Consider the following 21,642-nt stretch of genomic DNA (forward strand, 5'->3'; position numbering starts at 1 on the left):
GATTTTCATATGACATTTACCCAGATGATGGAGCCGCCTGCGCCTGTCGAAGCGCTGAGCGACATCCTGATGCGCATCGTGTCCGAACTGCACGATGTCGCCTACCTCATCGAGCGCATCGAGCCGCAGCTTCTCGAAATCGGCGGCGCCGAAATCCTGAATTCGCCGGATGCCATGAAGGTCATGCAGGGAATCGATCTGGCCGTGCAGAAATCGCGCGGCCTTGCCGAATTCATTGACACCATCACCGGCGAAATCCCGCACGGCTGGGCAGTCGACGTCGCAACCGCGCTCAGCCTCGTCAAGCTGGCAGAGATGCAGAAGGCATTGGGCGGCGCCACACGCCACGGCCATTCCCAGCCATTGAGCAAGGCAGCCGGCGACTTCGATTTCTTCTAGAACTCTCCGTTTTTCTCCGGGACACGGGAACGCTCTCTCCCTGCGCTTGCGCAATTCCGGTCGCAAAACCGCCGCGCCTTTTTGCTGAAATTACTTGAGGCCTCTTCGCTCCCGCACACTCTCACGAAACGCTCGCACAAGTTTCGCCGACTATTCGTCTGATGAGGCAATAAGCCTGCTTTGTCTTTGACGGATCGTGCGAGAACAGAATGAATCTGTTAAATCAATTAGTTCAGATCTTTAAGAACTTCGGTTCCCTTGGCCGAACACGCCTGATGATTCTTGGAGGCGTCGGTGCCGTTTCCATTGCAATCGTCCTTGCGGCCGCCCTTTTCGTCAACAAGCCGGCACAGGAAACCCTCTATGTCGGTCTGGACTCGCCGGATCTCAACCAGATCAGCATGGCGCTTGCCGAAGCCAACGTCGATTTCCAGGTCGGTACGGATGGCTCCAGCATCAGCGTTCCCGCGGGGATGACGGGCAAGGCCCGCCTGATGCTTGCCGAGCGCGGCCTGCCGAACAGCGCCAATGCCGGTTATGAACTCTTCGATAATGTCGGCTCCCTCGGCCTGACCTCCTTCATGCAGGAGGTGACGCGGGTTCGAGCGCTGGAAGGTGAAATCGCCCGCACCATCCAGTCGATCTCGGGTATCACCGCCGCGCGCGTCCATATCGTTATGCCGGAGGTTGGAAACTTCCGGAAAGCGGAGCAGAAGCCGACCGCATCCGTTATGATTCGCGCAAGCGCCACCACCGGGCGCAGCGCGGCGACCTCGATCCGCCATCTCGTCGCCTCGGCCGTGCCGGGGCTTGACGTCGATGACGTGACCATCCTCGATTCCGCCGGCCAGCTGCTCGCTTCCGGCGACGAGGCGAGCAACAGCTCGCTGAACCGCTCGCTCAACATCGTCCAGAACGTTCAGCAGGAAGTCGAATCCAACATCGACAAGGCGCTGGCACCCTTCCTCGGCATGGACAACTTCCGCTCCAGCGTCACCGCCGATCTCAACACCGACGCCCAGCAGATCCAGGAAACGGTTTTCGATCCTGAATCCAAGGTCGAACGCTCGGTCCGCTCGACGAAGGAAGCCCAGCAGTCGCAGCAGAAGCAGTCCGATAGCGCGACGACGGTCGAGCAGAACATTCCGCAGGCGGCTCCCGAGGCTGGCGGCTCCGCCGGGCCTGAATCGCAAGACAAGTCCGACAAGCGCGAAGAGCAGACCAACTACGAAATCAACAGCAAGACGACGGCGACGACCCGTAGCAGCTATAAGGTCGAAAAGCTTTCGATCGCCGTGGTGGTCAACAAGGGCCGCATCGCCAAGATGGTCGGTGAGCCAGCCGATCAGACCAAGGTCGACGCCTATCTTGCCGAAATGCAGAAGATCGTCTCTTCGGCGGCCGGCATCGACGCCAAGCGCGGCGACGTCGTCACCGTGACGGCCATGGACTTCCTCGAGAACCAGTTGCTCGAAGACGCCACCGGCGGCGTCCGCGTCATGGACATGCTGAGCCGCAACCTTGCCGGCATCATCAACTCGCTCGCCTTTGTCGCGGTCGCCTTCGTGGTGGTCTGGATGGGCCTGCGGCCTCTGGTGCGCAGCATCAACGGCAACGGCAGCTCAGCGGCTTTCGGCGACGCGACGCCGGAAGCGGCCGGCCTCGAGCTTCCGGACTTCGCGCCTGCATCGGGAGCACCCGGCGGCGCTCTCATGGACGGCTTCGGGTCCGACTTCGGCTTCGACAGCACCGAGGACCTGCTCAGCCTAGGCGACGACGATGGAAACTTCAATCGCCGCGTCAAGGAAGGCCCGGAACGCAAGCTTTCCCGTATGGTCGAGATCAACGAGGAACGCGCCGCGAAAATCCTCAGGAAATGGGCGATCGACGAAGCAGCGTAAAGGAAAGGCCGGGCAACCGGCCTTTTTTCATGTCGGTACCAAAGCTGGATTTGCTGACCGCTGTTGCTGAAAACCATGACCGGCTCTGTGAGAGACTTGGGGCATGACAATCAGGGTTGGGAATTCGAACAACACTATAGACCCGACTACTTAAATGCGGCTGTAACGCGACATGATGAGAGGGATTCGCGTAAAACGCGAAGCTGGTTGCGATGCCGCCAGAATCACCTTAGCCTCCTTAGATCTTGAAGGCTGGAACGAGTGGTCGAATCAGTGCATTGGCGACAGCGAAAGTAAATCCCTAGAAGTCGGAGATGGTGATTTGCATCGGCTGGCTTACCCTTAGGTGATTCGAAGTGGGATTCGAGCGGGACTTGACCTGAATCCTTTACAGAAAAATTGCTGTTGCACCGAGTTCGATCGTTTCTCAGCCGCAGGACATTGCCAATGGATATGAATGTAATTCAGGCGAGCAAAGGCGAGAGGCATATGGCGAATTTCGCGAGTGCGGTGGTGCCGGATCTGCTGCCGCGCGATGAGCTGCTCCAGCGCCTCCACGGCGTTGCCAGCACCGGCAGGTTGCAGTCTGGTCTGCGCGCTCTGACGGACTACGTGGGTGCTTCGCACTACCTTCTGGCGCGCTGCGATCTCCTTCAGGAAAGTGGCCTCGATTTCATCGTTTCGTCGGACTGGCCTTTCGATCTGGTCAGGGACATCGCCAATGATCTGGTCCGCGGCTATGCCCGCTCGACAGAGCTGGAAAAATGCATGCAGGTCTTCCAGCCGAATTTTGCTCTTCTGCCTGACAGTGCCGAGATTCCGGATGGCGCCAGCCGCCAATATTGTTCGGTGACCTTCAATGTCGGCCGGTCGCGGCTGGCCTTGATGTTCCTGTTCGGCGAGGGGTTCATCCTTTCGCCAGAGCGCCTGCGGGACGTAGGCCTGCTTGCAGGTTATGTCGCGAGCTTCCTGCGCTGCGGTGGTACGAAGGTCGATCGCGATTTCGAATTGACCGACCGCGAGCTGGAATGCCTGTTCTGGATCGCCGAAGGCAAGACCAGCGACGAGATCGCGATGATCCTCGGAATCTCCCGCAATACCATCAACAACTACATCACCAGCGTGATGCGCAAGACGGCGACCAAGACCCGGTCCGAGGCCATTGCCTTCGCCGTCCGCAATAATCTCGTATAGGGGGATCTATGGGCTATCCAGCAGGCAGGACGATGAGCAGCGCCGAGCAGCTGCGCACGGTGCGTGTGAACAGGATTTCCAGCCGGTCCGACCTTTTTCCGCGGCTGATCGCGATGCAGAAGCTCGCCGATGCGCAAGGCTTCGCGATCTTCCGCGTCAGCGGCTCGGGCCTTCCGGCAAAGCAGAGGCTTGTTTGCGAGCTTGAGAACTGGGGGTCTTCCAATGCCGGTTTCGGCAAGGCCTTCACGGATGCCTACGGCGATATTCTTCTCGATCATATCGACAAGTCGCTGCTGCCGCTCTCATGGGCCGGCGGTTACGACCGTGCTGCACCCGGTCCGGCAGACTTCTCGCCGTTCATGACGCGACTGCAGGACGGTATTCTGCCCTTCTCCGGACTTGCCTTTCCGGTGCGGCTCGGCGCCGTCGGCAATGGTTTCATCCTTTTCACCGGCGATGAGATCGATCCTTCGAGCGATACCATCGTCGAGCTGCACGGTCGCTGCTGCCACATCATGATGGACCTGCTCTCGCTCGACGAACGCCGCACGGCTGCCGCCGAGGCGCTCAGCGAACGCGAGATCGCCTGTCTGCAGCTTGCTGGCGACGGCCGCATCAGCGAAGAGATTGCCGACAAGCTCGGCCTGTCCGTGCACACCGTGAACGCCTATCTCGGCTCGGCGACCATCAAGCTCGATTCCGTCAATCGCATCCAGGCGATCGCTAAGGCGATCCGGCTCGGTTATATCAGCTGAACCCGCCCAGTCCTTTACCGCAACGGACGCTGTAAAGCTTTGAATTGTTGTCCAAGTCGAAATGAAAGCGCGATTGTCTCGAAAGAAAGTCAGCCGGCCAGCGCCTGCGGCGGCTGGTTGACGCTGTAACGCGCTTCCCGAAGGCTCTTTTTGAGGAAGATGGTATTTTCGTCCGGATCGGCCGAGGGCTCCTGGAAAGCGATATGGCTGATCTCGATGCCGGCGTGATCTTCGGCAAGCGTGAGCTGCGCGTAAACGGTGACGCCGCGCGGCTTGATTTCCAGATCGAGAACGACTTCGGGCTTGCCGCCCCACTCCAGAGTATAGTTGCCGCCCAGGCCGAAATTCACCGTGCCCGGATGAAAGAAAAGCTCCGCCGCCGAAGCGACGAGATCGGAAAGATTGCCGTAATACTCGAAGCGCAGCAGTGAGATAAGGTCAGAAGCATCCAGAAGGCGCAGTTCAGTAGCGACCGGGCTGATCGCGTCTGCGAGGATCTTTTCACGCTGGGTAGAGTGGGGGCATTTTTTCATTCGGCTTATCTTACCCGTTTGTTCTTGGCGTCCGCAGCGTAGACCCGGTGGATGAGCTCCGCTACCGCCTTGTAGAAGACTGACGGGATGACACTATCGATCGAGACTTGCGCAAACATGGAGCGTGCAAGTGGCGGATCTTCGAACACCGGTATGCCGTTCTTCTCGGCGATCTCCCTGATTTTGAGCGCAATCAGGTCCTGACCCTTGGCCAGCACCACCGGCGCGTCGTTCTCTTCGCGCGCGTAACGCAGCGCCACCGCATAGTGCGTCGGGTTTGCAATCACCAGCGTCGCGCGGTCCACGTTGGCGATCATGCGCCGGCGCGCCCGGTCGCGCATCAGCGAGCGCTGCCGGCTCTTGACCAAGGGATCGCCCTGCGCCTGCTTGTTTTCTTCCTTCACCTCGTGCCGCGTCATCTTCAATTCGGTGAACCAGTGATGGCGCGTCCAGAATAGATCGGCGATCGCCACGATCGCGGTGGCGATCAGCATGACGATGATGATCTTGCGCATCGCCGCCATAATCCGCACCAGGATCGTCTGCGGATCGGAGAACATCGCGTCGATCGAGCCGAAATATTCGCTCCTGAGCACGAAGAACAGGATCACCCCGACGACGACCACCTTGAACAGCGACTTTCCGAATTCGACCAGGCCGGGCAGGCTGAAGAGCCGTGACCAGCCTTTGATCGGCGAGATACGCGAGGCCTGCGGGCGGATGCGTTCGAGCACCGGCGTCGGCAGGTTCTGAAAGACGGAGGAGGCGACGCCGAACACCATGAACAGGATGAAGGCGGGCGCCACCAGCGCCGCACTTGCCCAGCCGATCCGGACGAACAGCGCCAGGACATCCGGTCCCGTCTCGATCTTCCACTGGTCGGGCTGCTCGAAGATGTCGCGCAGCATTTCAGTCATGCGCCCGACACTTTCTGGAAGGAAGAACACCAGATAGATGAAGGTGGCGAGGATGGTCGCAAAGATCGACAGTTCGCGCGAAGACGGCACGTTGCCCTTTTCCGCGGCATCGCTTTGCTTTTTCGCGGTTGGGGCTTCTGTTTTGCTGTCCTTGTCATCGTCTGCCAAGTTGCGGCCCTCCGTCAAAGAAACAGGCCGCAGCCAATGCATGTCGGCCAAAAACGTTCAGCGCTTTTGGGATGACGACATGCATCAGAACAAAGACCCAAAGCGCGTCGCAAGAACCGAGTTCTATGCGACGCGCTTTAGAGCACGGTCTATTGTTGGAAAGGTAGTCGTCTGTGACACGGCGATCAACAGCCGCCTTTCGGCATGCCGGATTTGTCAACAGTCTCGACGTGCCGATGCATGTCGCCCGGAAGTGTGCAGCGGTTCCGGGATAACGACGTGCATAAAACAAGGAGCTAAAACGAGTCGCATGAATCAGTTCACTGCGACGCGTTTTAGGCGGCCGCCGAAGCGTTGCCTTCCTTTTCCTTGAGCTCGATCTGGCCGGAATTGGCCAGGCGAATCGCTTCCTGCGCCACGGCGCGGCGGGCAATCGCGATCTCGCGCGGATTGACGCCGCCCATGCCGCTCTGCAGATCCGATTCGATCATGCGGCGCTGGCGTGGGCTGATGGCGGAGAGAACCGATTCGCGGATCTCGGGCGGCGACCCGCGCAGCGCGACGGTGAGCACGTCCGCCGAGATGTCGTTGAGCAGCATGACGCGGCTGCGCTGCGGCATGTACATGAGGTCCTCGAACAGGAAGATCTTCGGGCGAACCTTGTTGACCGACTCGCGGCTGATCGATTCGAGCGAGCTGAGCAGCGTGTCGACCTGCGGCTTGTCGAGCTCGTTCATGAGATCGGCGACCTTCGTCGAGCCGGCTGCATTGCGCTCTGCCTCGACCTCGGCAAGCAGCGTCATGACCTGGTTCTCGATGATCTGCGCAGCCTTCGGGCTGACCGCCTTCATGTTGACCGTCCTGTTCATGATGTCGGCACGGCGGTTGTCGGGAAGCTGCAGCAGCACCTTGGCGCCGAAGGCGGAGGGCATCATCGAAAGAATATAGGCGACGGTCTGCGGATGTTCGCGCAGCAGGAACTGTGCGACGAATGTCGGCTCCGCTTCGCTGAGGCGATCCCAGATCGAGGTTTCATAGGCCTGGAATGCGGTGCGGCGGCCGAGCAGGCTGTCGACCTCGTCGGGTGTCAGGCCTTCTTCAAGAATGGCCTCGATCGCCTTGGCGTTGTCCATCAGCCCGGCGCCCTCGGTGAAGAGGTCTTCGAACTCGGAGACGAGCAACAGCAGCTCGTCCGGCGGGATAGCGCGCAGCGACTGGGCGGATGAGATAATGGTCTGCAGTTCGGCCTGGGTGAAATATTTCAACAGCCGGCCGGCGACACCCTTTCCCATAGCGAGAAGAACAGCCGCCGCCTTTTCAGCCTGGGTCAACGGTTTCCCGGCTAGTGCGCCGCCGAAATCGTCAAAGTCCATCATGGTCTAACCTCTCCGTCCCACACAGGGATCAGGCTTTTTTCGTACTCAAAACTTCAATCAGCTTCACACCGAATCGAGTGTCGTCGTTATCAAGCACCGTAATTTCGCCGCGGGCAATCCTGCGGCCATTCACCATGATCTCGACCGGTTCACCGATCTTCTTGTCGAGGGCGATCGTCGCCCCTTCATTGAGGTTCATCAGGCCGGAGACCTGCATGCGGCTGGTGCCGAGCATGATCTGGACGTCGATCGGGATGTCCATGATCAGGTCGAAGTTGGAATTCAAAGCGCTGCCGAGCGGGGCCGGCGACGCCTCGAAGGAGGGGCTGCTCCCGAAATCCATGCCGGCCGCCGGGCTGGCATCGCCGCCGCCGAAGTCGCCGCCGAAATCGTCGCTGCCAAACGGGGTTTCCGAAGTCTCGCCGCCAAAGGCCGCCAAGTCCGTTCCTGCTGCGAAGGGGTCGCTCTGCAGGTCGTCGCCAAACTGCGACAGGTCGCCATCGGCATCCTGCTTCAGCACGCCGCGCAGATCGTCGATCGCCTGGTCGAGATCGGCTTCGCTGCCCGGAAGATCCAGGGAGAGGTCGCTGTTCTGCTGTGTTTTCTTCGTAGCCATGAAATCACTATTCCAGTTGAAACTTGCCTCAAACTGCCTTTGCAGCCCAAAAGCCAGAGAACCGATTAATTCATTAAATGACGGATGAGTTCGTCATCCGAGTTCATCGTATCCTTGACGCGGACCATGTAGTTTTCGCCTGAACGCCCGAACTCGCACACATACAATTCCTTGCTGTTGGCGCTGACCTCGACGCGCACGTCGCCGTGGTCGCGGAACGGAATGACGTCGCCGACCATCAGCTTCGAAATCGTGCGCAGCGTCAGGTCCTGCAGCCTGATCTTAGCCTCGAGCGTGACATGTGAGCGGCGGACCTGGTCGCCAAGCTGTTCGGTCCATTCCGCTGAGTTGCTGCTGGCTTGGCGTTTCGGCTTCGGCGGCGTTACCTTGGTCTTGAGCAGTGCCGTCTGCGGAACGATCAACGAAAATTCCGAAACGATGCCGGCAAGCGTGATCGACATGTTGATGGCGGCCGCGAATTCATCCGGACGATCCTCCTGCGGCCGGGCGCGCATGTCATGGGCGTACGGGGCCGAAAGGCTCGGTTCGAAACCGCCCGGCGCGTTGACGGCCGAACGCAGCACCTTGGCGATCTTGTCGAAGACCATGACCGCCAGATCGAGCTCGATGATCGACAGCAGCCGGTCGGCCGGTTCCTCGATCGTATCGGCTGTGGCGCCGAGCAGATGCTCCATCAGCGTGATGACGAAGCCGTTGCCGCAGGCAAGCGTAATGTTCTGCGACCAGTTGCGCAGCGTTGCGTCGACGAGTGTGACGTTCGCGCTCAGGTCTTCGATGAGGTGGTTCTTGTAGCCGATCTCGCAGCCGAGATAGTTGACCGTCACGTCGAGGCCGGTCTCGCTTTTGATGACGTCGGGAAAGAATTCGCTGTAGATTTCCCCGAAGGAGCTGCAGATCTTGGCGACCCTGCCTCTGTCGCCAAGCCCGCCTGTCAGCTTGGCGAGGAGGGCAGGATCCATTGCCGGTTTGTCGTGCGAAGCATTGCTCATAGTCATTTAAGCCGCCTTGTTTTCGCCGCCTGGGTTCATCATTTCCTGCTCGACCGCATCGATGGACGGACGCTCGTAAGCCGAGATAGTCTTGCGACCGTATTCGAGAGCGACCTGCGGTACCGAGCCGTTCATATAGGCAAGCAGCGTCTGCTTGACGATGACGTAGAGGCGGTGCTGCTTGTTGCGCACGACCTTGATCTGGGAGACCAGCGGCGAGCAGACGCAGTAGGACAAGAGAATGCCGAGGAAGGTGCCGACGAGCGCCGAGCCGATCAGGTGACCGAGCACTTCAGGCGAATCGTTGATGTGGGCCATCGCCTTGATGACGCCGAGAACGGCCGCGACGATACCGATCGCCGGGAAGGAATCGCCCATGATCTGGATCGCGTGGTAGGGCTTCATCTTGTCGTGCATGATGGTGTTGAGCTCTTCATCCATCAGCGCCTCGATCTCGTGGCTGCGGGCGTTGCCGATGATGATCAGGCGCACGTAGTCGCAGATGAACGCCGTCAGTTCCTTGTTCTTCAGAACGGTCGGAGCCGATTGAAAGATCGTCGATTCGGCCGGATTGTCGATATGGGCTTCGATTTCGTTTCGCGACTTGGTGCGCAGGTCGCGCATCAGCGAATAGAGCACGCCGAGCGTATCGAGATAGTTACGTTCCTTCGGCACGGCATGCTTGAAGGCTTCGCCGAGCGCCTTGCCGGAATCCTTCACCACCTTCATCGGGTTCGCCATGATGAAGCTGCCGAGACCGGCGCCGCCGATGATGACGAATTCGAAGGGCTGGAACAGAGCGTTCACGTCACCGCCCATCGCCATGAAGCTGCCGATGACACAGCCGCAAGTCACTATAAATCCGATAATGATGTTCATCGTCAGCCCAATCTGAACGTTGCTTTTCATTGAGACCGATAGGGTTTCTGCCTTGCGTGAGGCTGATGAAAGGCCCGCTCGCGAGGCATTTCCGCGTGCCAGCTTCGCGCAAGCATCTGCCGTCAGTCTAAAGGGGACGAATGGGTGCCCGCGCCCGTTTCTGAGATGCCGCCTCAGCGAAATCCCGGCCGAACCACATAAGACGACGCCCGGCTTTTCGTTCCGTTCATCGCCAATGCTTGGAGCTTACCGACATGCAATCCGGTCTTTATGTTTCTCTGTCGTCGCAGATGGCCCTCGAAAAGCGCCTGACCACTATCGCAGACAACATGGCGAACGTGAACACGACCGGTTTTCGCGCCACCGAGGTGAAGTTCGACGAGATGGTGGCAGCCACCAAGAACAAGCTGAACACCAAGGTCGCCTTCGTTTCCCAGGGCAACGACTACCTGAACGAGGGAAATGGCGAGTTGCAACACACCGGCAACATGCTCGATTTCGCCATCAAGGGTGATGCCTGGTTTTCGCTCGATACGCCGGCCGGCCGCGTCCTGACGCGGGACGGCCGCTTTACGATCAAGGATACCGGCGAACTCGTCTCGATCCGCGGATACCCGGTTCTTGACGCAGGCGGCGCGCCGATCCAGCTCAACACGACAGGCGGCGAGCCGGCCGTCGGCACTGACGGCATCATCTATCAGGGCGGCCGCCAGATCGGCTCGCTCGGCCTGTTCGAGGCCGATGTCAGCAAGGGTTACCTGCGCTACGAGAACAGCGGCATCATGACCACCGACCAGCCGCGCGCCGTCGTCGACCGCTTCAATGTCGGTGTCGAGCAGGGTTATCTCGAAAACTCCAACGTCAACGCCATGCGCGAGATCACCCAGCTGATCGAAGTCAACCGCGCCTTCGAAAGCGTCTCGTCGCTGATGCGCGACAGCGAGGATTCCTTCAAGGAAGCGGTTCAGACGCTTGGGGGCAGCCGCTAATGCATGTCGCCCAAAAGTGTCCGGCGGTTTTGGGAGAACGACATGAAGAACAAAGATCCAGAATACGTTGCATGCAGCAAGCTGCACGCGACGTATTTTAGGGTGGGATTTGAAGCATGAGCACCACGCTACCATCAGTGGACGGTCTTTCTCCGAAGCTGGCGCATCTGGCGGACCTCGTCGACCGATACGCATCGCCGGAGTTCGCGGTTGCCCATGGCGGCCGCGTGCAGACCATCGCTGCCGGCCACTACACGGTTCACGGTCTCTCCCGCCATGTTCGCCTCGGCGAGTTCGTGGCCCATAAATCGGCCACCGGCATCCATCTGGGCGAGGTCGTGCGCGTCGAGCCGGAATTGATCTATGTCTGCCCGATCGAACCCGGCGAACCGATCGGTATCCATGATACCGTCATCCGCAAGGGCGCCTTCCGGATTTCACCGACGGACAGCTGGTGCGGGCGCACCGTCAACTCGCTCTGCGAGCCGATCGACGGGCTGGGCCCGATCACCGAGGGCCTCGATCGCCGCTCGATCTCCAATACCGCGCCGCCCTCGATGACCCGCAAGCGTGTCGAGACCGGCTTCAAGACCGGCGTGCGCGCGATCGACATCTTCTCGCCGCTCTGCCTCGGCCAGCGCCTCGGCATCTTCGCCGGTTCCGGCGTCGGCAAGTCGACGCTTCTGTCCATGCTCGCCCGCGCCGATGCCTTCGACAAGGTGGTCATTGCGCTCGTCGGCGAACGCGGCCGTGAAGTGCGCGAATTCATTGAGGATACGCTCGGCAGCAATATGAAGAAGGCGATCGCCGTCGTCGCCACCAGCGACGAGAGCCCGATGCTGCGCAAGATGGCGCCGCTGACGGCGGTCACCATCGCCGAGCATTTCCGCGACAAGGGCGAGAACGTCCTCTTCATCGTCGATAGCGTCACGCGTTTCGCCCATGCGATCCGCGAGGTGGCGACCGCCTCCGGCGAACCGCCGATCGCGCGCGGTTATCCCGCCTCCGTTTTCACCGAGCTGCCTCGCCTCCTGGAGCGCGCCGGTCCCGGTCCCGAGGGCGCCGGCACCATCACGGCGATCATCTCGATCCTCGTCGACGGCGACAATCACAATGACCCGATCGCCGATTCGACCCGCGGCATCCTCGACGGACATATCGTCCTGCAGCGCAGTCTCGCCGAAGAAGGGCGGTATCCCCCGATCGATCCGCTCGCCTCGATCTCGCGTCTTGCCCGCAAGGCCTGGACGCCGGATCAGGAAAAGCTGGTATCGCGGCTGAAGGTGCTGATCCATCGTTTCGAAGAGACACGCGACCTGCGCATGATCGGCGGTTACCGCCAGGGTGCTGATCCCGATCTCGACATGGCGATCAAGCAGGTGCCGATTATTTACGACGTCCTGAAGCAGTCTCCGGGCGATCGCGACTCGCTCGACGCTTTCACCGATCTCGCCGGCGCGCTCAAGGCTGCAGCCGGCATGGGCAATCAGGGCGCACCTATTCAGAGGAGAGCCTAGACGTGGCTGATTTCGACGACGAACGTATCGCTTCCCTGAAGCAGCGCAGGAAAGCCGCCATCCTGGATCGGTTTCTGACCTTCACCGGCCTGGCGCTTGCCGGCGCCGCCGCCTTCTTCCCCTGGTACGTCTTCTTCAACGCGGACAAGTTCGGCATTAATGTCGCAACCAGCGGCAATTCCCGCGAACTGCCGGATTGGCCGGCCCGCAACGTCTTCAGCGTCTCGCCGCTTGCCATGGTCAACAAGAACGAGGCGGACAAGAAGGCCCCGCCGATCGATCCGCTGACGACGGCGACGGTCTCCGATCTCGGCAAGGAGCGCGATGGCCGCGCCATACAGGAAGATCAGCCTTTCCCCGGCAAATCTTCCTTCCGCCTGCTGCATGTTTCCAACGGCCGGGCGCTGATCGAGGATCCCTCGGGCATGTATGTGGTGCGCATCGGCTCGATCCTGCCCGACGAAAGCCGTCTTGCGACACTCGAGCAGCGCGACGGCAAATGGGTGATCGTCACCTCCAAGGGCGAGATCTACCAGAACAATTGAACCTGTCCGCAAACGCCGAAGGCAACAGGGGCTCCGCCGCGAACTGGCCGGAGCCCCTGTTTTTTATTCCGTCATTTCCCAGATCGATTCCGATTTAGGGAATGACGCAGAAATTCAAAGAGTTACAACGTCATTGCGCATCCGAAAGACGCGCGGCGTTATCATCGCGGCGGCGTTCGCCGAAAACCGCGTCGACGCCTGAATTCCCCGTAAGTCCCACGCAAGATTACCGCACTAGGTTCGGGACAGTAAAAACGGAGAGTTCTCATGCAACCGATCCAACTTTTCGACTTGGCTTCGCGGCAGGCGGAATGGCTGACGATCCGTCAGCAGGTTGTTGCCGGCAACATCGCGAATGCCAATACCCCGAAGTTCCGCGCCAAGGACGTTACGCCCTTTGATGCGGTGCTCGACAATTCCAATATCAACATGGCGCGCACCAATCCGGCGCATCTCAGCGGCAACGATTTCAGCGACAGCGGCGATATCGACGTCAAGGACGCCGCGCTCGACCAGGAAATCGGTGTCCAGGAATCCGGCAATACGGTCGGTTTGGCCGAGGAGCTCTCCAAGTCGGGCGATATCAAGCGCCAGTACGATCTGAACACCTCGTTGGTCAGTTCCTTCAACCGCATGATGTTGATGACGGTCAGGAGGTAAAGTCATGGATCCGCTTTCAGCAGCAATGAAAATTGCCGGTTCCGGGCTCGAGGCGCAATCGACGCGCCTGCGCATCGTTTCGGAAAATATCGCCAATGCCCGCTCGACCGGCGACACGCCCGGCGCTGACCCCTATCGTCGCAAGACGATCACCTTCGGCCAGCAGATGGATCGCAGCAACGGCGTCGAGACTGTCGGCGTCAAGAAGGTCGGCGTCGACGAAGGCGACTTCAGCACTGAATTTGACCCCAGCAATCCGGCTGCGGATCAGAAGGGCGTCGTCAAACTGCCGAACGTCAATATCCTGGTCGAGATGGCCGACATGCGCGAAGCCAACCGCTCGTATGACGCCAATCTGCAGACCATCAAACAGACCCGCGATCTCATCTCCTCCACGATCGACCTCCTGAAGAGCCAATAATAATGATCAGCAGCGTCCAGAATGTCAGCAACCTTTCGATGACCCGTGCGCTCGGCGCCGTCGATACCGAAAATTCCGCCTCGTCGTCTGCCGCCACCATGCCGGGCGCCGCCGGTGCGGCCAATGGCATGAGCTTCGCCTCTGTCATGGGCAACATGGCGAGCGACGCGGTCAGCAGCCTGAAGGGTGCGGAAAGCATGTCCTTTGCCGGTATCAAGGGCACGGCGACGACGCGCGAAGTCGTCGATTCCATGCTCCAGGCCGAGCAAACGCTGCAGACCGCGATTGCCATCCGCGACAAGGTCGTCTCGGCCTTTCTCGAAGTCACCAAGATGCAGATGTAACTGATTTGAGGACGAACACATGAGAGCGCTCGCCATCGCAGCAACGGGCATGGATGCCCAGCAGACCAATCTGGAAGTCATCGCGAACAACATCGCGAATATCAATACGACCGGTTTCAAGCGCGCCCGCGCCGAATTCTCGGATCTTCTCTACCAGACCGAACGTGCCAAGGGTGTCGCCAACCGCGCCAACCAGGCCGTCGTTCCGGAAGGTGCCAATATCGGCCTCGGCGTCCAGACCTCGGCGGTCCGCAACCTGCATCTCCAGGGCGAATTGACCCAGACCGGCAACGATCTCGACGTGGCGCTGATCGGCAAGGGCTTCTTCCAGATCCAGTCGACCGACGGTACGACGCTTTACAGCCGCGCCGGCGCCTTCAACAAGAACGACCAGGGCCAGCTCGTCACCATCGACGGCTACGAGGTCCTTCCCGGCATCACCATTCCGACGGGCTCGACCGAGCTGACGATCAGCCGCTCCGGCCAGGTTTCGGCCAAGCTGCCGGGTGCGACGGATGCGACCGTGCTCGGTCAATTGACGCTTGCCGACTTCGTCAACGAGGCGGGTCTCCAGCCGCTCGGCGACAATCTCTTCCAGGAAACGCCGGCCTCCGGCGAAGCCGTCATCGGCAATCCTGACGAGGAAGGGTTCGCCTACATGAAGCAGGGTTATCTGGAATCTTCCAACGTCGACCCGGTGAAGGAAATCACCGAGCTGATCTCGGCCCAGCGCGCTTACGAAATGAATTCCAAGGTGATCACCACCGCTGACGAAATGGCCTCCATCGTCAGCAAGAACCTGAAGTAAAGGGAAGGGCCGAAACATGATGTTTTGCCGGGCAGGACACATCTCAGGATGGGTGGCGGCAGCCACGATCGCAGTCGCGGGCATTTTCTTGCCCGCGGACGTGGATGCCGGCATGGGTTATGCCGTCGTCCCGACGACGATCATCTACCCCGGCGACACATTGTCGTCGAGCCAGCTTCAGGAGGTCGAGGTCACCAACCCCAACCTCGCCGGCGACTATGCCAAATCCATTTCCCAGGTCGAAGGCATGGTCTCCAAGCGCACGCTGTTGCCGGGCCGCACGATTTCGGTTTCGGGTCTGCGCGAGGCCTATACGGTGACGCGCGGTTCTTCGATCCGCCTGGTCTTATCGCTCGGCGCGATGACGATCTCCGCCGCCGGCACGCCGCTCGAAGACGGCACGATCGGGCAGGTCGTTCGCGCGCGCAATATGGACTCCGGCGTCATCGTCAGCGGCACGGTGCTTGCGGACGGCACGGTCCATGTGAGGGCAAAATGAAATTGTTCTTCCGTTTCGTCACCCTTGTCGCGGTTCTCGCCATGAGTTTGGCCGATGTCGCGCCCGCCTGGGCGCTGACCTCCCGCATCAAGGATATTGCCTCCCTTCAGGCCGGGCGCGATAACCAGCTGATCGGTTATGGCCTCATCGTCGGCCTGCAGGGAACCGGCGACGGCTTCCGTGCCTCGCCGTTCACCGAGCAGTCGATGCGGGCAATGCTGCAGAATCTCGGCATCTCGACGCAGGGCGGTCAGTCCAACGCCAAGAATACCGCGGCCGTGATGGTCACCGCCAACCTGCCGCCCTTCGCAAGTCCCGGCAGTCGTATCGACGTGACGGTGAGCTCGCTCGGCGACGCGACGTCGCTGCGCGGCGGCACGCTCGTCATGACCTCGCTTTCCGGCGCCGACGGCCAGATCTATGCCGTCGCGCAGGGCGCTGTCATCGTCTCCGGTTTCCAGGCGCAGGGCCAGGCGGCGACCGTGACCGAAGGCGTCACCACCGCAGGCCGCGTGCCCGGCGGCGCGATCATCGAACGTGAACTGCCGTCCCGCTTCAAGGACTCGGTCAATCTCGTCCTGCAATTGCGCAACCCAGACTTCTCGACGGCGATCCGTATCGCCGACATCGTCAACGGTTATGCCTCGGCGCGCTTCGGCGGCCCGGTCGCCGAAGCCAAGGATTCGCAGGAAGTCGTGATCCAGAAGCCGCGCGCGGCCGATCTCACCCGGCTGATGGCCGACGTCGAAAACCTCATCGTCGAAACCGATACGCCGGCCAAGGTGGTCATCAACGAGCGCACCGGAACGATCGTTATCGGCTCCGACGTCCGCGTCTCGCCGGTCGCCGTCAGCTACGGCACCTTGACTGTCCAGGTCACCGAGACGCCGCAGATCATCCAGCCCGAACCCTTCTCGCGCGGCCGGACCGCCGTCCAGCCGCAGACCGATATCGCGGCCGAGCAGACTGGCGGGCGCGTCGCCATCATCGACGGTCCAGATCTCAGGACGCTTGTCGCCGGCCTCAACAATATCGGTGTGAAACCGGATGGCATCATCGCCATTCTCCAGGGCATCAAGTCGGCAGGCGCTCTGCAGGCGGAGCTTGTGCTGCAATGATTGATATCATCAACCCTGACATGACGGTTCTGCAATTGCTGCGCCGGCTGGCGCTGCCGGCCGCAGGCCTCGTCCTTCTGTCGATCCCCAGCGCCTTCGCGCAGGAACATGCGCCGGCAGGCGACTTCACCTCCCAGGACGAGATCAAGCAGTTCTGCACCAACATTGCAGAGCCTGCCCGCGACCAGCGTTACCTCCTGCAGAAGCAGGAGCTGGAAAAGCTTCGCGCCGACATCGACGCCCGCATGGCGGAAATGGACAAGCGCAAGGCCGAATACCAGGACTGGCTGAAACGGCGGGACGATTTCCTGAAGCAGGCGGAAGCCGGCCTCACTGAAATCTACAGGAAGATGAAGCCGGATGCGGCCGCACTCCAGTTGCAGGACATGAAGATCGAGGTGGCCTCCGCCGTGATCATGCGGCTCGGCCCGCGTCAGTCGAGCCTCATCCTCAACGAGATGGACCCTGAGAAAGCCGCGGTCATCGCCAGCGTTATTGCCAGTGCGTCCGATCCCAATACGTCGAAGGATCCTTCATGAATATGCGTTTCCCGGCCGCGATCGCCGCCCTCGCACTCCTTGCAGGTTGCCAGTCTCCGACGGCGGTCAGCGAGATCGGCCGTGCGCCTGCCATGAGCCCGATCGGCAGCGGCCTCGCCTACGGCCAGACACCACAGATGGCGCTTTATCCGAAGCAGCCGCGTGCTGTGGCGCAGGGCTATTCGCTGTGGAGCGATTCTCAGGCCGCCCTCTTCAAGGATGCGCGCGCGCTCAACGTCGGCGACATCCTGACCGTCGACATCCAGATCAACGACAAGGCCTCCTTCGACAATGAGACCAACCGCAGCCGCACGAATTCGAGCGGCATGAACTGGGACGTCAACGCCCAGATCTTCGGCTGGACGCCCGAGTCGAAGACCGACCTGACTTATGGCTCCGACACCAGCACCGACGGCAAGGGCAAGATCGAGCGCACCGACAAGCTCACCCTTCTGGTCGCCGCCGTCGTCACCGGCATTCTCGAAAACGGCAACCTCGTCATATCAGGCTCGCAGGAAGTCCGCCTGAACCAGGAGCTGCGCATCCTGAATGTCGCCGGTATCGTTCGCCCGCAGGACGTCAATGCCGACAACCAGATCTCCTACGACAAGATCGCCGAAGCCCGCATCTCCTACGGTGGCCGCGGCCGTCTGATGGAAGTGCAGCAGCCTCCGCGCGGCCAGCAGGCCGTCGATCTTTTCTCGCCGCTTTGAGGCTGAACGACGATGGCAGAACCAGACGCAAGCGCAGGTCAATCGCAGAAGAAATCCGGCTCGCTGATGACGATCATCGGCATCGCCGTCCTGACTCTGCTCGGCGCCGGCGGCGGCTGGGCGGTCGGCACGATCGTCGCGCCCAACATCAAAGGGGCCAAGGAGGTCGAGCAGGCCAAGGATGCGGAGGCGAAGAAGAAGGCCGAGGAAGGCCTGGCGCGCATCTCGACCGAGGCCAACAACGTCGTCCAGCTCGAGCCGATCACCTCGAACCTCGCCTACCCTTCAGAAAACTGGGTGCGACTCGAAGTCGCGCTGCTGTTCAACGGGCCGCCGGATGTCAAGGTTTCCGAGGATATTCACCAGGATATCCTCGCCTATATCAGGACCGTTTCCCTCCAGCAGATCGAGGGACCGCGGGGCTTTCAATATCTCAAGGATGACATCCAGGAACGTGTTGACCTTCGCTCGCAAGGGCGGGTATCGAAGGTCATGTTCAGGACATTTGTCATCGAATGATTCGTCTCATAGTTTTCCTTGCCGCCATGATGGCGGTACCGGAACTGGCGGTGGCACAGCAGCTGCCGACTGACTTGTTGAACCTGCCGGTCGATGGTTCCGTCGCCGCCTGGATCATCCGCACATTCGGCCTACTGACCATTCTTTCGGTCGCGCCGGGTATCCTGATCATGGTGACGAGCTTTCCGCGCTTCATCATCGCTTTTTCGATCCTGCGTTCAGGGATGGGTCTCTCCTCGACGCCCTCCAACATGATCCTCCTGTCGCTGTCGTTGTTCATGACCTTCTACGTCATGTCGCCGACCTTCGATCAGGCCTGGCAGAGCGGCGTGCAACCGCTGCTTGCCAATCAGATCAACGAGACCGAGGCGGTCCAGCGTATCGGCGAACCCTTCCGCACCTTCATGGCGGCCAATACCCGCGACAAGGATCTGGCGCTCTTCGTCGACCTGGCGCGCGAACGCGGACAGAATATCCAGACGACCGATCCGATCGACTACCGCGTGCTGATCCCGGCGTTCATGATTTCCGAGATTCGCCGCGGCTTCGAAATCGGCTTCCTCGTCGTGCTGCCGTTCCTCGTCATCGACCTCATCGTCGCGACCATTACCATGGCGATGGGCATGATGATGCTGCCGCCGACCTCGATCTCGCTGCCTTTCAAGATTCTCTTCTTCGTGCTGATCGACGGCTGGAACCTGCTCGTCGGCAGCCTGGTGCGCTCGTTCAGCTGACCGGCTGCTGCCGCTTGGATTTTTCGCCAATGAAAGAACCCGTCGGATTGCTCCGGCGGGTTCTTTCATTATGCAGCAATTCAAGGTGCCAAGCGTCCTTTACGTCTCTGAAAGACGCGCGGCGCAGTCGTGGTCGAAAAGTCTCACTCGGCCGCGAACGGTGCCGTGCGCGGCGGCAGCGCCGGAATATCCATGTGATCGGGTGCAAGACCCCGCTTGGCACGCTCGGCCATGATTTCATAGGCCTTCTCCAGATGGTCACAGAACCGTTCGGCATCGAAGAGCGGCGCGATATAACGCTTCTCCCTGAGATGCGCCTTGTATTCGGCGATCCGCCCGGGATTCTCAGCCAGTTCGACAGCCATATCCTCATAGGCCTGCAGGTCGGCTGCGACGAGATCGGGCAGATCGATGGCCCTGAGCAGGCTCTCGCTGACGCGTGAAGCAAAGTTCGTGCCCTTGACGGTCAGGACCGGCAGGCCGCCCCAGAGCTGCTCCGAGGTGGTCGTATGGCCGTTGACGGGGAAGGTATCGATGCCGAGGTCGGCTGCCTGCTGACGGTCGATATGTTCTTCGTAAGGGGCGCGCGGGCAGAAGATGATCCGCTTGGGCGAAATGCCCGCCGTCTGGAACTGCTTCAAGAGGTTTGCCTGGTTGCGCGGCGTATTCGCCATCAGCCAGAGCACGCTGTTCGGCGCGCGCTTGAGAATGCGGCACCAGCTGTCGATCGTCTCCGGCGTGATTTTGCGGTTGCCGTTGAAGGACGCGAAGATGAACGCATCTTCCGGCAGACCGAGCTGCTCGCGGGGGACAGGACGCGGCTTCGGACGATGCATCGGGTCGTTCGGCTGGTAGCTCTCCGGCAGCCGGCAGAATTTCTCGTGATAGAAGGGCTTTGCCGCCTCGGGCAATACCGAATGGTCGCCGATGACGTAATCGAGGTCGATATTGACCGTGCTGCCGGGAAAACCGAGCCAGCCGACATGCACCGGTGCCAGCGGCAGGTTGAAGGCCGTGGCGCGGCTGCCTGATGTATGGCCCTTCAGGTCGACCATGATGTCGATATTGTGCTCGCGCACCACTTCCAGCACGGCCTGATCGGAGAAGCCGTGAACGGTGACGATCCGGCCCCAGCGGCTGCGGTCGGTAGTATTGTGCTCGAGGTACTCCGGGCCCGTATGGCAGAAGAGCGTCACATCGAACCGGTCCTTGTCGTGCAGTTCAAGGATGCGCTGCAAGAGCTTCATCGTCGCGTGGCTATCCCAGAAGTCCGATGACATGTAGCCGATCCGGATCTTGTCCGACCAGCTGTGCGGCTGGCTGCGGCGGAAGGACACCCGTTCCGGGTTGAGGGGTGCGAAGCCGATCGTCGCATACCGGTTGAAGTCCTCGTTGCCGCACCAGTGCAGGTGATAGAACGGGTTGTCCTTGCGCAGGATCTCGACATCGCCCTTTGCGAGTGCAGCGTTGATCACCGCCTGATGTTTGCTAGCCTCTTCGAACTCATTGAATTCGCGGGCGAAAACCAGATGCAGGAAGCGGAATGCGAGATTGCCGGGAAACCGCTTGAAGAGGTTGCGCGAGAGGCTCTGGTTGGTTGGGTCGTTCAGATCGTCGCTGAGAAGCAAGGCCGCCAGGCGCATATGATCGGGATTTTGGCTTTGCGACAGCACCGTTTTGAACGGCCGGATGATATCCCGCTGCTGGCGCTTCAGATAGATCGCGGTGATGATGAAGGCAAGCTCCGGGTCTTCCTGGGCCTTGGCGAGGTTTCGCATGGCGATCAGCAGAGCATCGTCCTCGTTGCCGGTCTCGTAATGCAGTTTGGCAGCCTGTTTCTGATATTCGTAGGAATTCGGTCCTTCACAGTTGCCGGCCAGGCCATAGGCTTTCGCGGCATCGGCCTTGAAGCCGAGCTGCAGGAGGTTCTTGGCCAGCAGCGCATAGGTCTTGGCGTCCTGCTGGATATCCATCAGCTGATTGAGCGTCGCCAAGGACTGTGTGTAGCGGCCCATCTGGTAATCCTTGGATGCCGCAGAGAACGAAACTTTGCTGTTCAAAACCCAACTCCGTGAAGGAAATGTTCTGGCATGGCTGTCGATCGCCGAAGCGCGCATGCACCGTCGTCCCCAAAATGGGGTCAGTCCGATGATGCTATCCCGGCATCTACCATACTGTCATTCGAAGCTTGCTTGAAACCGGTGGCGCGATGAGCGCCTGCTTTGTTCGGAAAGCCTCGACTATCCCAGGAAAGCGCTCCTTTCGCCGGTAAAGTTCTCTTTTGCCGCTTGAATTCGGATGCCAAAAATTATCTTCAACAGGCATTAACTAAGCCTTGTGAGAAGGCATTAACTATGCCCCGCAAGGAGCCGGCCGAGGGTCTGTATTTTTAAGAAGTTGGCAAGCATTGGCTGCGAAATTGCCCTGGACATGACGGGTTTGGGCCAAACAAAAAGGCGCCGAGTAGCATGAAGCTGGTCCGTCATCG

24 protein-coding genes are annotated in these 21,642 nt (G+C 60.3%); 17 read left to right on the top strand and 7 right to left on the bottom strand.

Annotation, left to right across the window (positions count from 1 at the left end; all coding sequences use genetic code 11):
• Nucleotides 1-9 precede the first annotated feature (9 nt).
• The 4 genes from cheT to visR all read left to right on the top strand — a co-directional run bounded on the left by cheT (nucleotide 10) and on the right by visR (nucleotide 4,249).
• Nucleotides 10-399, top strand: a complete 390-nt coding sequence (gene cheT / locus BA011_RS23405; protein ID WP_003545510.1) for a chemotaxis protein CheT — start codon at nucleotides 10-12, stop codon at nucleotides 397-399.
• Nucleotides 400-608: 209 nt separating this feature from the next.
• Nucleotides 609-2,300, top strand: a complete 1,692-nt coding sequence (gene fliF / locus BA011_RS23410; RefSeq protein ID WP_065282197.1) for a flagellar basal-body MS-ring/collar protein FliF — start codon at nucleotides 609-611, stop codon at nucleotides 2,298-2,300.
• 447 nt (nucleotides 2,301-2,747) lie between these two features.
• The gene (visN, locus tag BA011_RS23415; RefSeq protein ID WP_026154436.1) at nucleotides 2,748-3,494 is read left to right on the top strand and encodes a transcriptional regulator VisN; all 747 of its coding nucleotides are present in this window, start codon (nucleotides 2,748-2,750) and stop codon (nucleotides 3,492-3,494) included.
• Nucleotides 3,495-3,502: 8 nt separating this feature from the next.
• Entirely contained in the window at nucleotides 3,503-4,249 is a 747-nt protein-coding gene (visR, locus tag BA011_RS23420) for a transcriptional regulator VisR (protein WP_028740340.1), read from the top strand.
• A gap of 89 nt (nucleotides 4,250-4,338) precedes the next feature.
• Here visR and BA011_RS23425 read toward each other — a convergent pair whose 3' ends face one another.
• The 6 genes from BA011_RS23425 to motA form a co-directional block, all read right to left on the bottom strand.
• The gene (locus tag BA011_RS23425; RefSeq protein WP_017958982.1) at nucleotides 4,339-4,782 is read right to left on the bottom strand and encodes a hypothetical protein; all 444 of its coding nucleotides are present in this window, start codon (nucleotides 4,780-4,782) and stop codon (nucleotides 4,339-4,341) included.
• 5 nt (nucleotides 4,783-4,787) lie between these two features.
• Nucleotides 4,788-5,867 (bottom strand): flagellar biosynthesis protein FlhB, encoded by a 1,080-nt coding sequence (flhB, locus tag BA011_RS23430; RefSeq protein ID WP_065282643.1) that lies wholly within the window; start codon nucleotides 5,865-5,867, stop codon nucleotides 4,788-4,790.
• A 335-nt stretch (nucleotides 5,868-6,202) separates the two neighbouring features.
• Entirely contained in the window at nucleotides 6,203-7,243 is a 1,041-nt protein-coding gene (gene fliG / locus BA011_RS23435; protein WP_017958984.1) for a flagellar motor switch protein FliG, read from the bottom strand.
• A gap of 28 nt (nucleotides 7,244-7,271) precedes the next feature.
• On the bottom strand, nucleotides 7,272-7,859 hold the full coding sequence (gene fliN / locus BA011_RS23440; protein ID WP_027666382.1) for a flagellar motor switch protein FliN: 588 nt from the start codon (nucleotides 7,857-7,859) through the stop codon (nucleotides 7,272-7,274).
• 65 nt (nucleotides 7,860-7,924) lie between these two features.
• Nucleotides 7,925-8,875 (bottom strand): FliM/FliN family flagellar motor switch protein, encoded by a 951-nt coding sequence (locus tag BA011_RS23445; RefSeq protein WP_003545522.1) that lies wholly within the window; start codon nucleotides 8,873-8,875, stop codon nucleotides 7,925-7,927.
• Nucleotides 8,876-9,748, bottom strand: coding sequence for a flagellar motor stator protein MotA (gene motA, locus BA011_RS23450; RefSeq protein WP_011650470.1), 873 nt, complete (start codon nucleotides 9,746-9,748; stop codon nucleotides 8,876-8,878).
• Nucleotides 9,749-10,002: 254 nt separating this feature from the next.
• Between motA and flgF the strand changes: the two genes are divergently transcribed.
• The 13 genes from flgF to fliP all read left to right on the top strand — a co-directional run bounded on the left by flgF (nucleotide 10,003) and on the right by fliP (nucleotide 19,154).
• Entirely contained in the window at nucleotides 10,003-10,737 is a 735-nt protein-coding gene (flgF, locus tag BA011_RS23455; protein ID WP_027666384.1) for a flagellar basal-body rod protein FlgF, read from the top strand.
• Nucleotides 10,738-10,853: 116 nt separating this feature from the next.
• Complete coding sequence (fliI, locus tag BA011_RS23460; RefSeq protein WP_065282198.1) at nucleotides 10,854-12,254, top strand: flagellar protein export ATPase FliI; 1,401 nt, start codon at nucleotides 10,854-10,856, stop codon at nucleotides 12,252-12,254.
• 2 nt (nucleotides 12,255-12,256) lie between these two features.
• The gene (locus tag BA011_RS23465; protein ID WP_065282199.1) at nucleotides 12,257-12,799 is read left to right on the top strand and encodes a flagellar protein; all 543 of its coding nucleotides are present in this window, start codon (nucleotides 12,257-12,259) and stop codon (nucleotides 12,797-12,799) included.
• A 267-nt stretch (nucleotides 12,800-13,066) separates the two neighbouring features.
• Entirely contained in the window at nucleotides 13,067-13,459 is a 393-nt protein-coding gene (gene flgB / locus BA011_RS23470; protein ID WP_003545529.1) for a flagellar basal body rod protein FlgB, read from the top strand.
• Nucleotides 13,460-13,463: 4 nt separating this feature from the next.
• Nucleotides 13,464-13,880, top strand: coding sequence for a flagellar basal body rod protein FlgC (gene flgC / locus BA011_RS23475; RefSeq protein WP_003545531.1), 417 nt, complete (start codon nucleotides 13,464-13,466; stop codon nucleotides 13,878-13,880).
• 2 nt (nucleotides 13,881-13,882) lie between these two features.
• Nucleotides 13,883-14,224: a flagellar hook-basal body complex protein FliE gene (locus BA011_RS23480; protein ID WP_028734021.1), complete on the top strand. Its 342-nt coding sequence runs from the start codon at nucleotides 13,883-13,885 to the stop codon at nucleotides 14,222-14,224.
• A gap of 19 nt (nucleotides 14,225-14,243) precedes the next feature.
• Complete coding sequence (flgG, locus tag BA011_RS23485) at nucleotides 14,244-15,032, top strand: flagellar basal-body rod protein FlgG (RefSeq protein WP_018072568.1); 789 nt, start codon at nucleotides 14,244-14,246, stop codon at nucleotides 15,030-15,032.
• Nucleotides 15,033-15,048: 16 nt separating this feature from the next.
• Entirely contained in the window at nucleotides 15,049-15,531 is a 483-nt protein-coding gene (flgA, locus tag BA011_RS23490) for a flagellar basal body P-ring formation chaperone FlgA (protein ID WP_003545535.1), read from the top strand.
• Nucleotides 15,528-16,649, top strand: coding sequence for a flagellar basal body P-ring protein FlgI (locus BA011_RS23495; protein ID WP_003545536.1), 1,122 nt, complete (start codon nucleotides 15,528-15,530; stop codon nucleotides 16,647-16,649). Before flgA ends, BA011_RS23495 begins: the two co-directional genes overlap by 4 nt.
• Nucleotides 16,646-17,188 (top strand): MotE family protein, encoded by a 543-nt coding sequence (locus BA011_RS23500; RefSeq protein ID WP_065282200.1) that lies wholly within the window; start codon nucleotides 16,646-16,648, stop codon nucleotides 17,186-17,188. The genes BA011_RS23495 and BA011_RS23500 overlap by 4 nt, the downstream gene beginning before the upstream one ends.
• The gene (flgH, locus tag BA011_RS23505; protein ID WP_011650477.1) at nucleotides 17,185-17,901 is read left to right on the top strand and encodes a flagellar basal body L-ring protein FlgH; all 717 of its coding nucleotides are present in this window, start codon (nucleotides 17,185-17,187) and stop codon (nucleotides 17,899-17,901) included. Before BA011_RS23500 ends, flgH begins: the two co-directional genes overlap by 4 nt.
• 12 nt (nucleotides 17,902-17,913) lie before the next feature.
• A complete protein-coding gene (locus BA011_RS23510; RefSeq protein ID WP_003545539.1) occupies nucleotides 17,914-18,420 on the top strand; it encodes a flagellar basal body-associated FliL family protein in 507 nt (168 codons plus the stop codon).
• Nucleotides 18,417-19,154: a flagellar type III secretion system pore protein FliP gene (gene fliP, locus BA011_RS23515; protein WP_065282201.1), complete on the top strand. Its 738-nt coding sequence runs from the start codon at nucleotides 18,417-18,419 to the stop codon at nucleotides 19,152-19,154. Before BA011_RS23510 ends, fliP begins: the two co-directional genes overlap by 4 nt.
• A 143-nt stretch (nucleotides 19,155-19,297) precedes the next feature.
• Here fliP and BA011_RS23520 read toward each other — a convergent pair whose 3' ends face one another.
• Nucleotides 19,298-21,271 carry a glycosyl transferase gene (locus BA011_RS23520; protein WP_065282202.1) on the bottom strand — a complete coding sequence of 658 codons (1,974 nt, stop codon included), beginning with the start codon at nucleotides 21,269-21,271 and terminating at the stop codon, nucleotides 19,298-19,300.
• Nucleotides 21,272-21,642 lie beyond the last annotated feature (371 nt).

Origin of the sequence: Rhizobium leguminosarum, assembly GCF_001679785.1 — a bacterium.
Lineage (GTDB): Bacteria > Pseudomonadota > Alphaproteobacteria > Rhizobiales > Rhizobiaceae > Rhizobium > Rhizobium leguminosarum_R.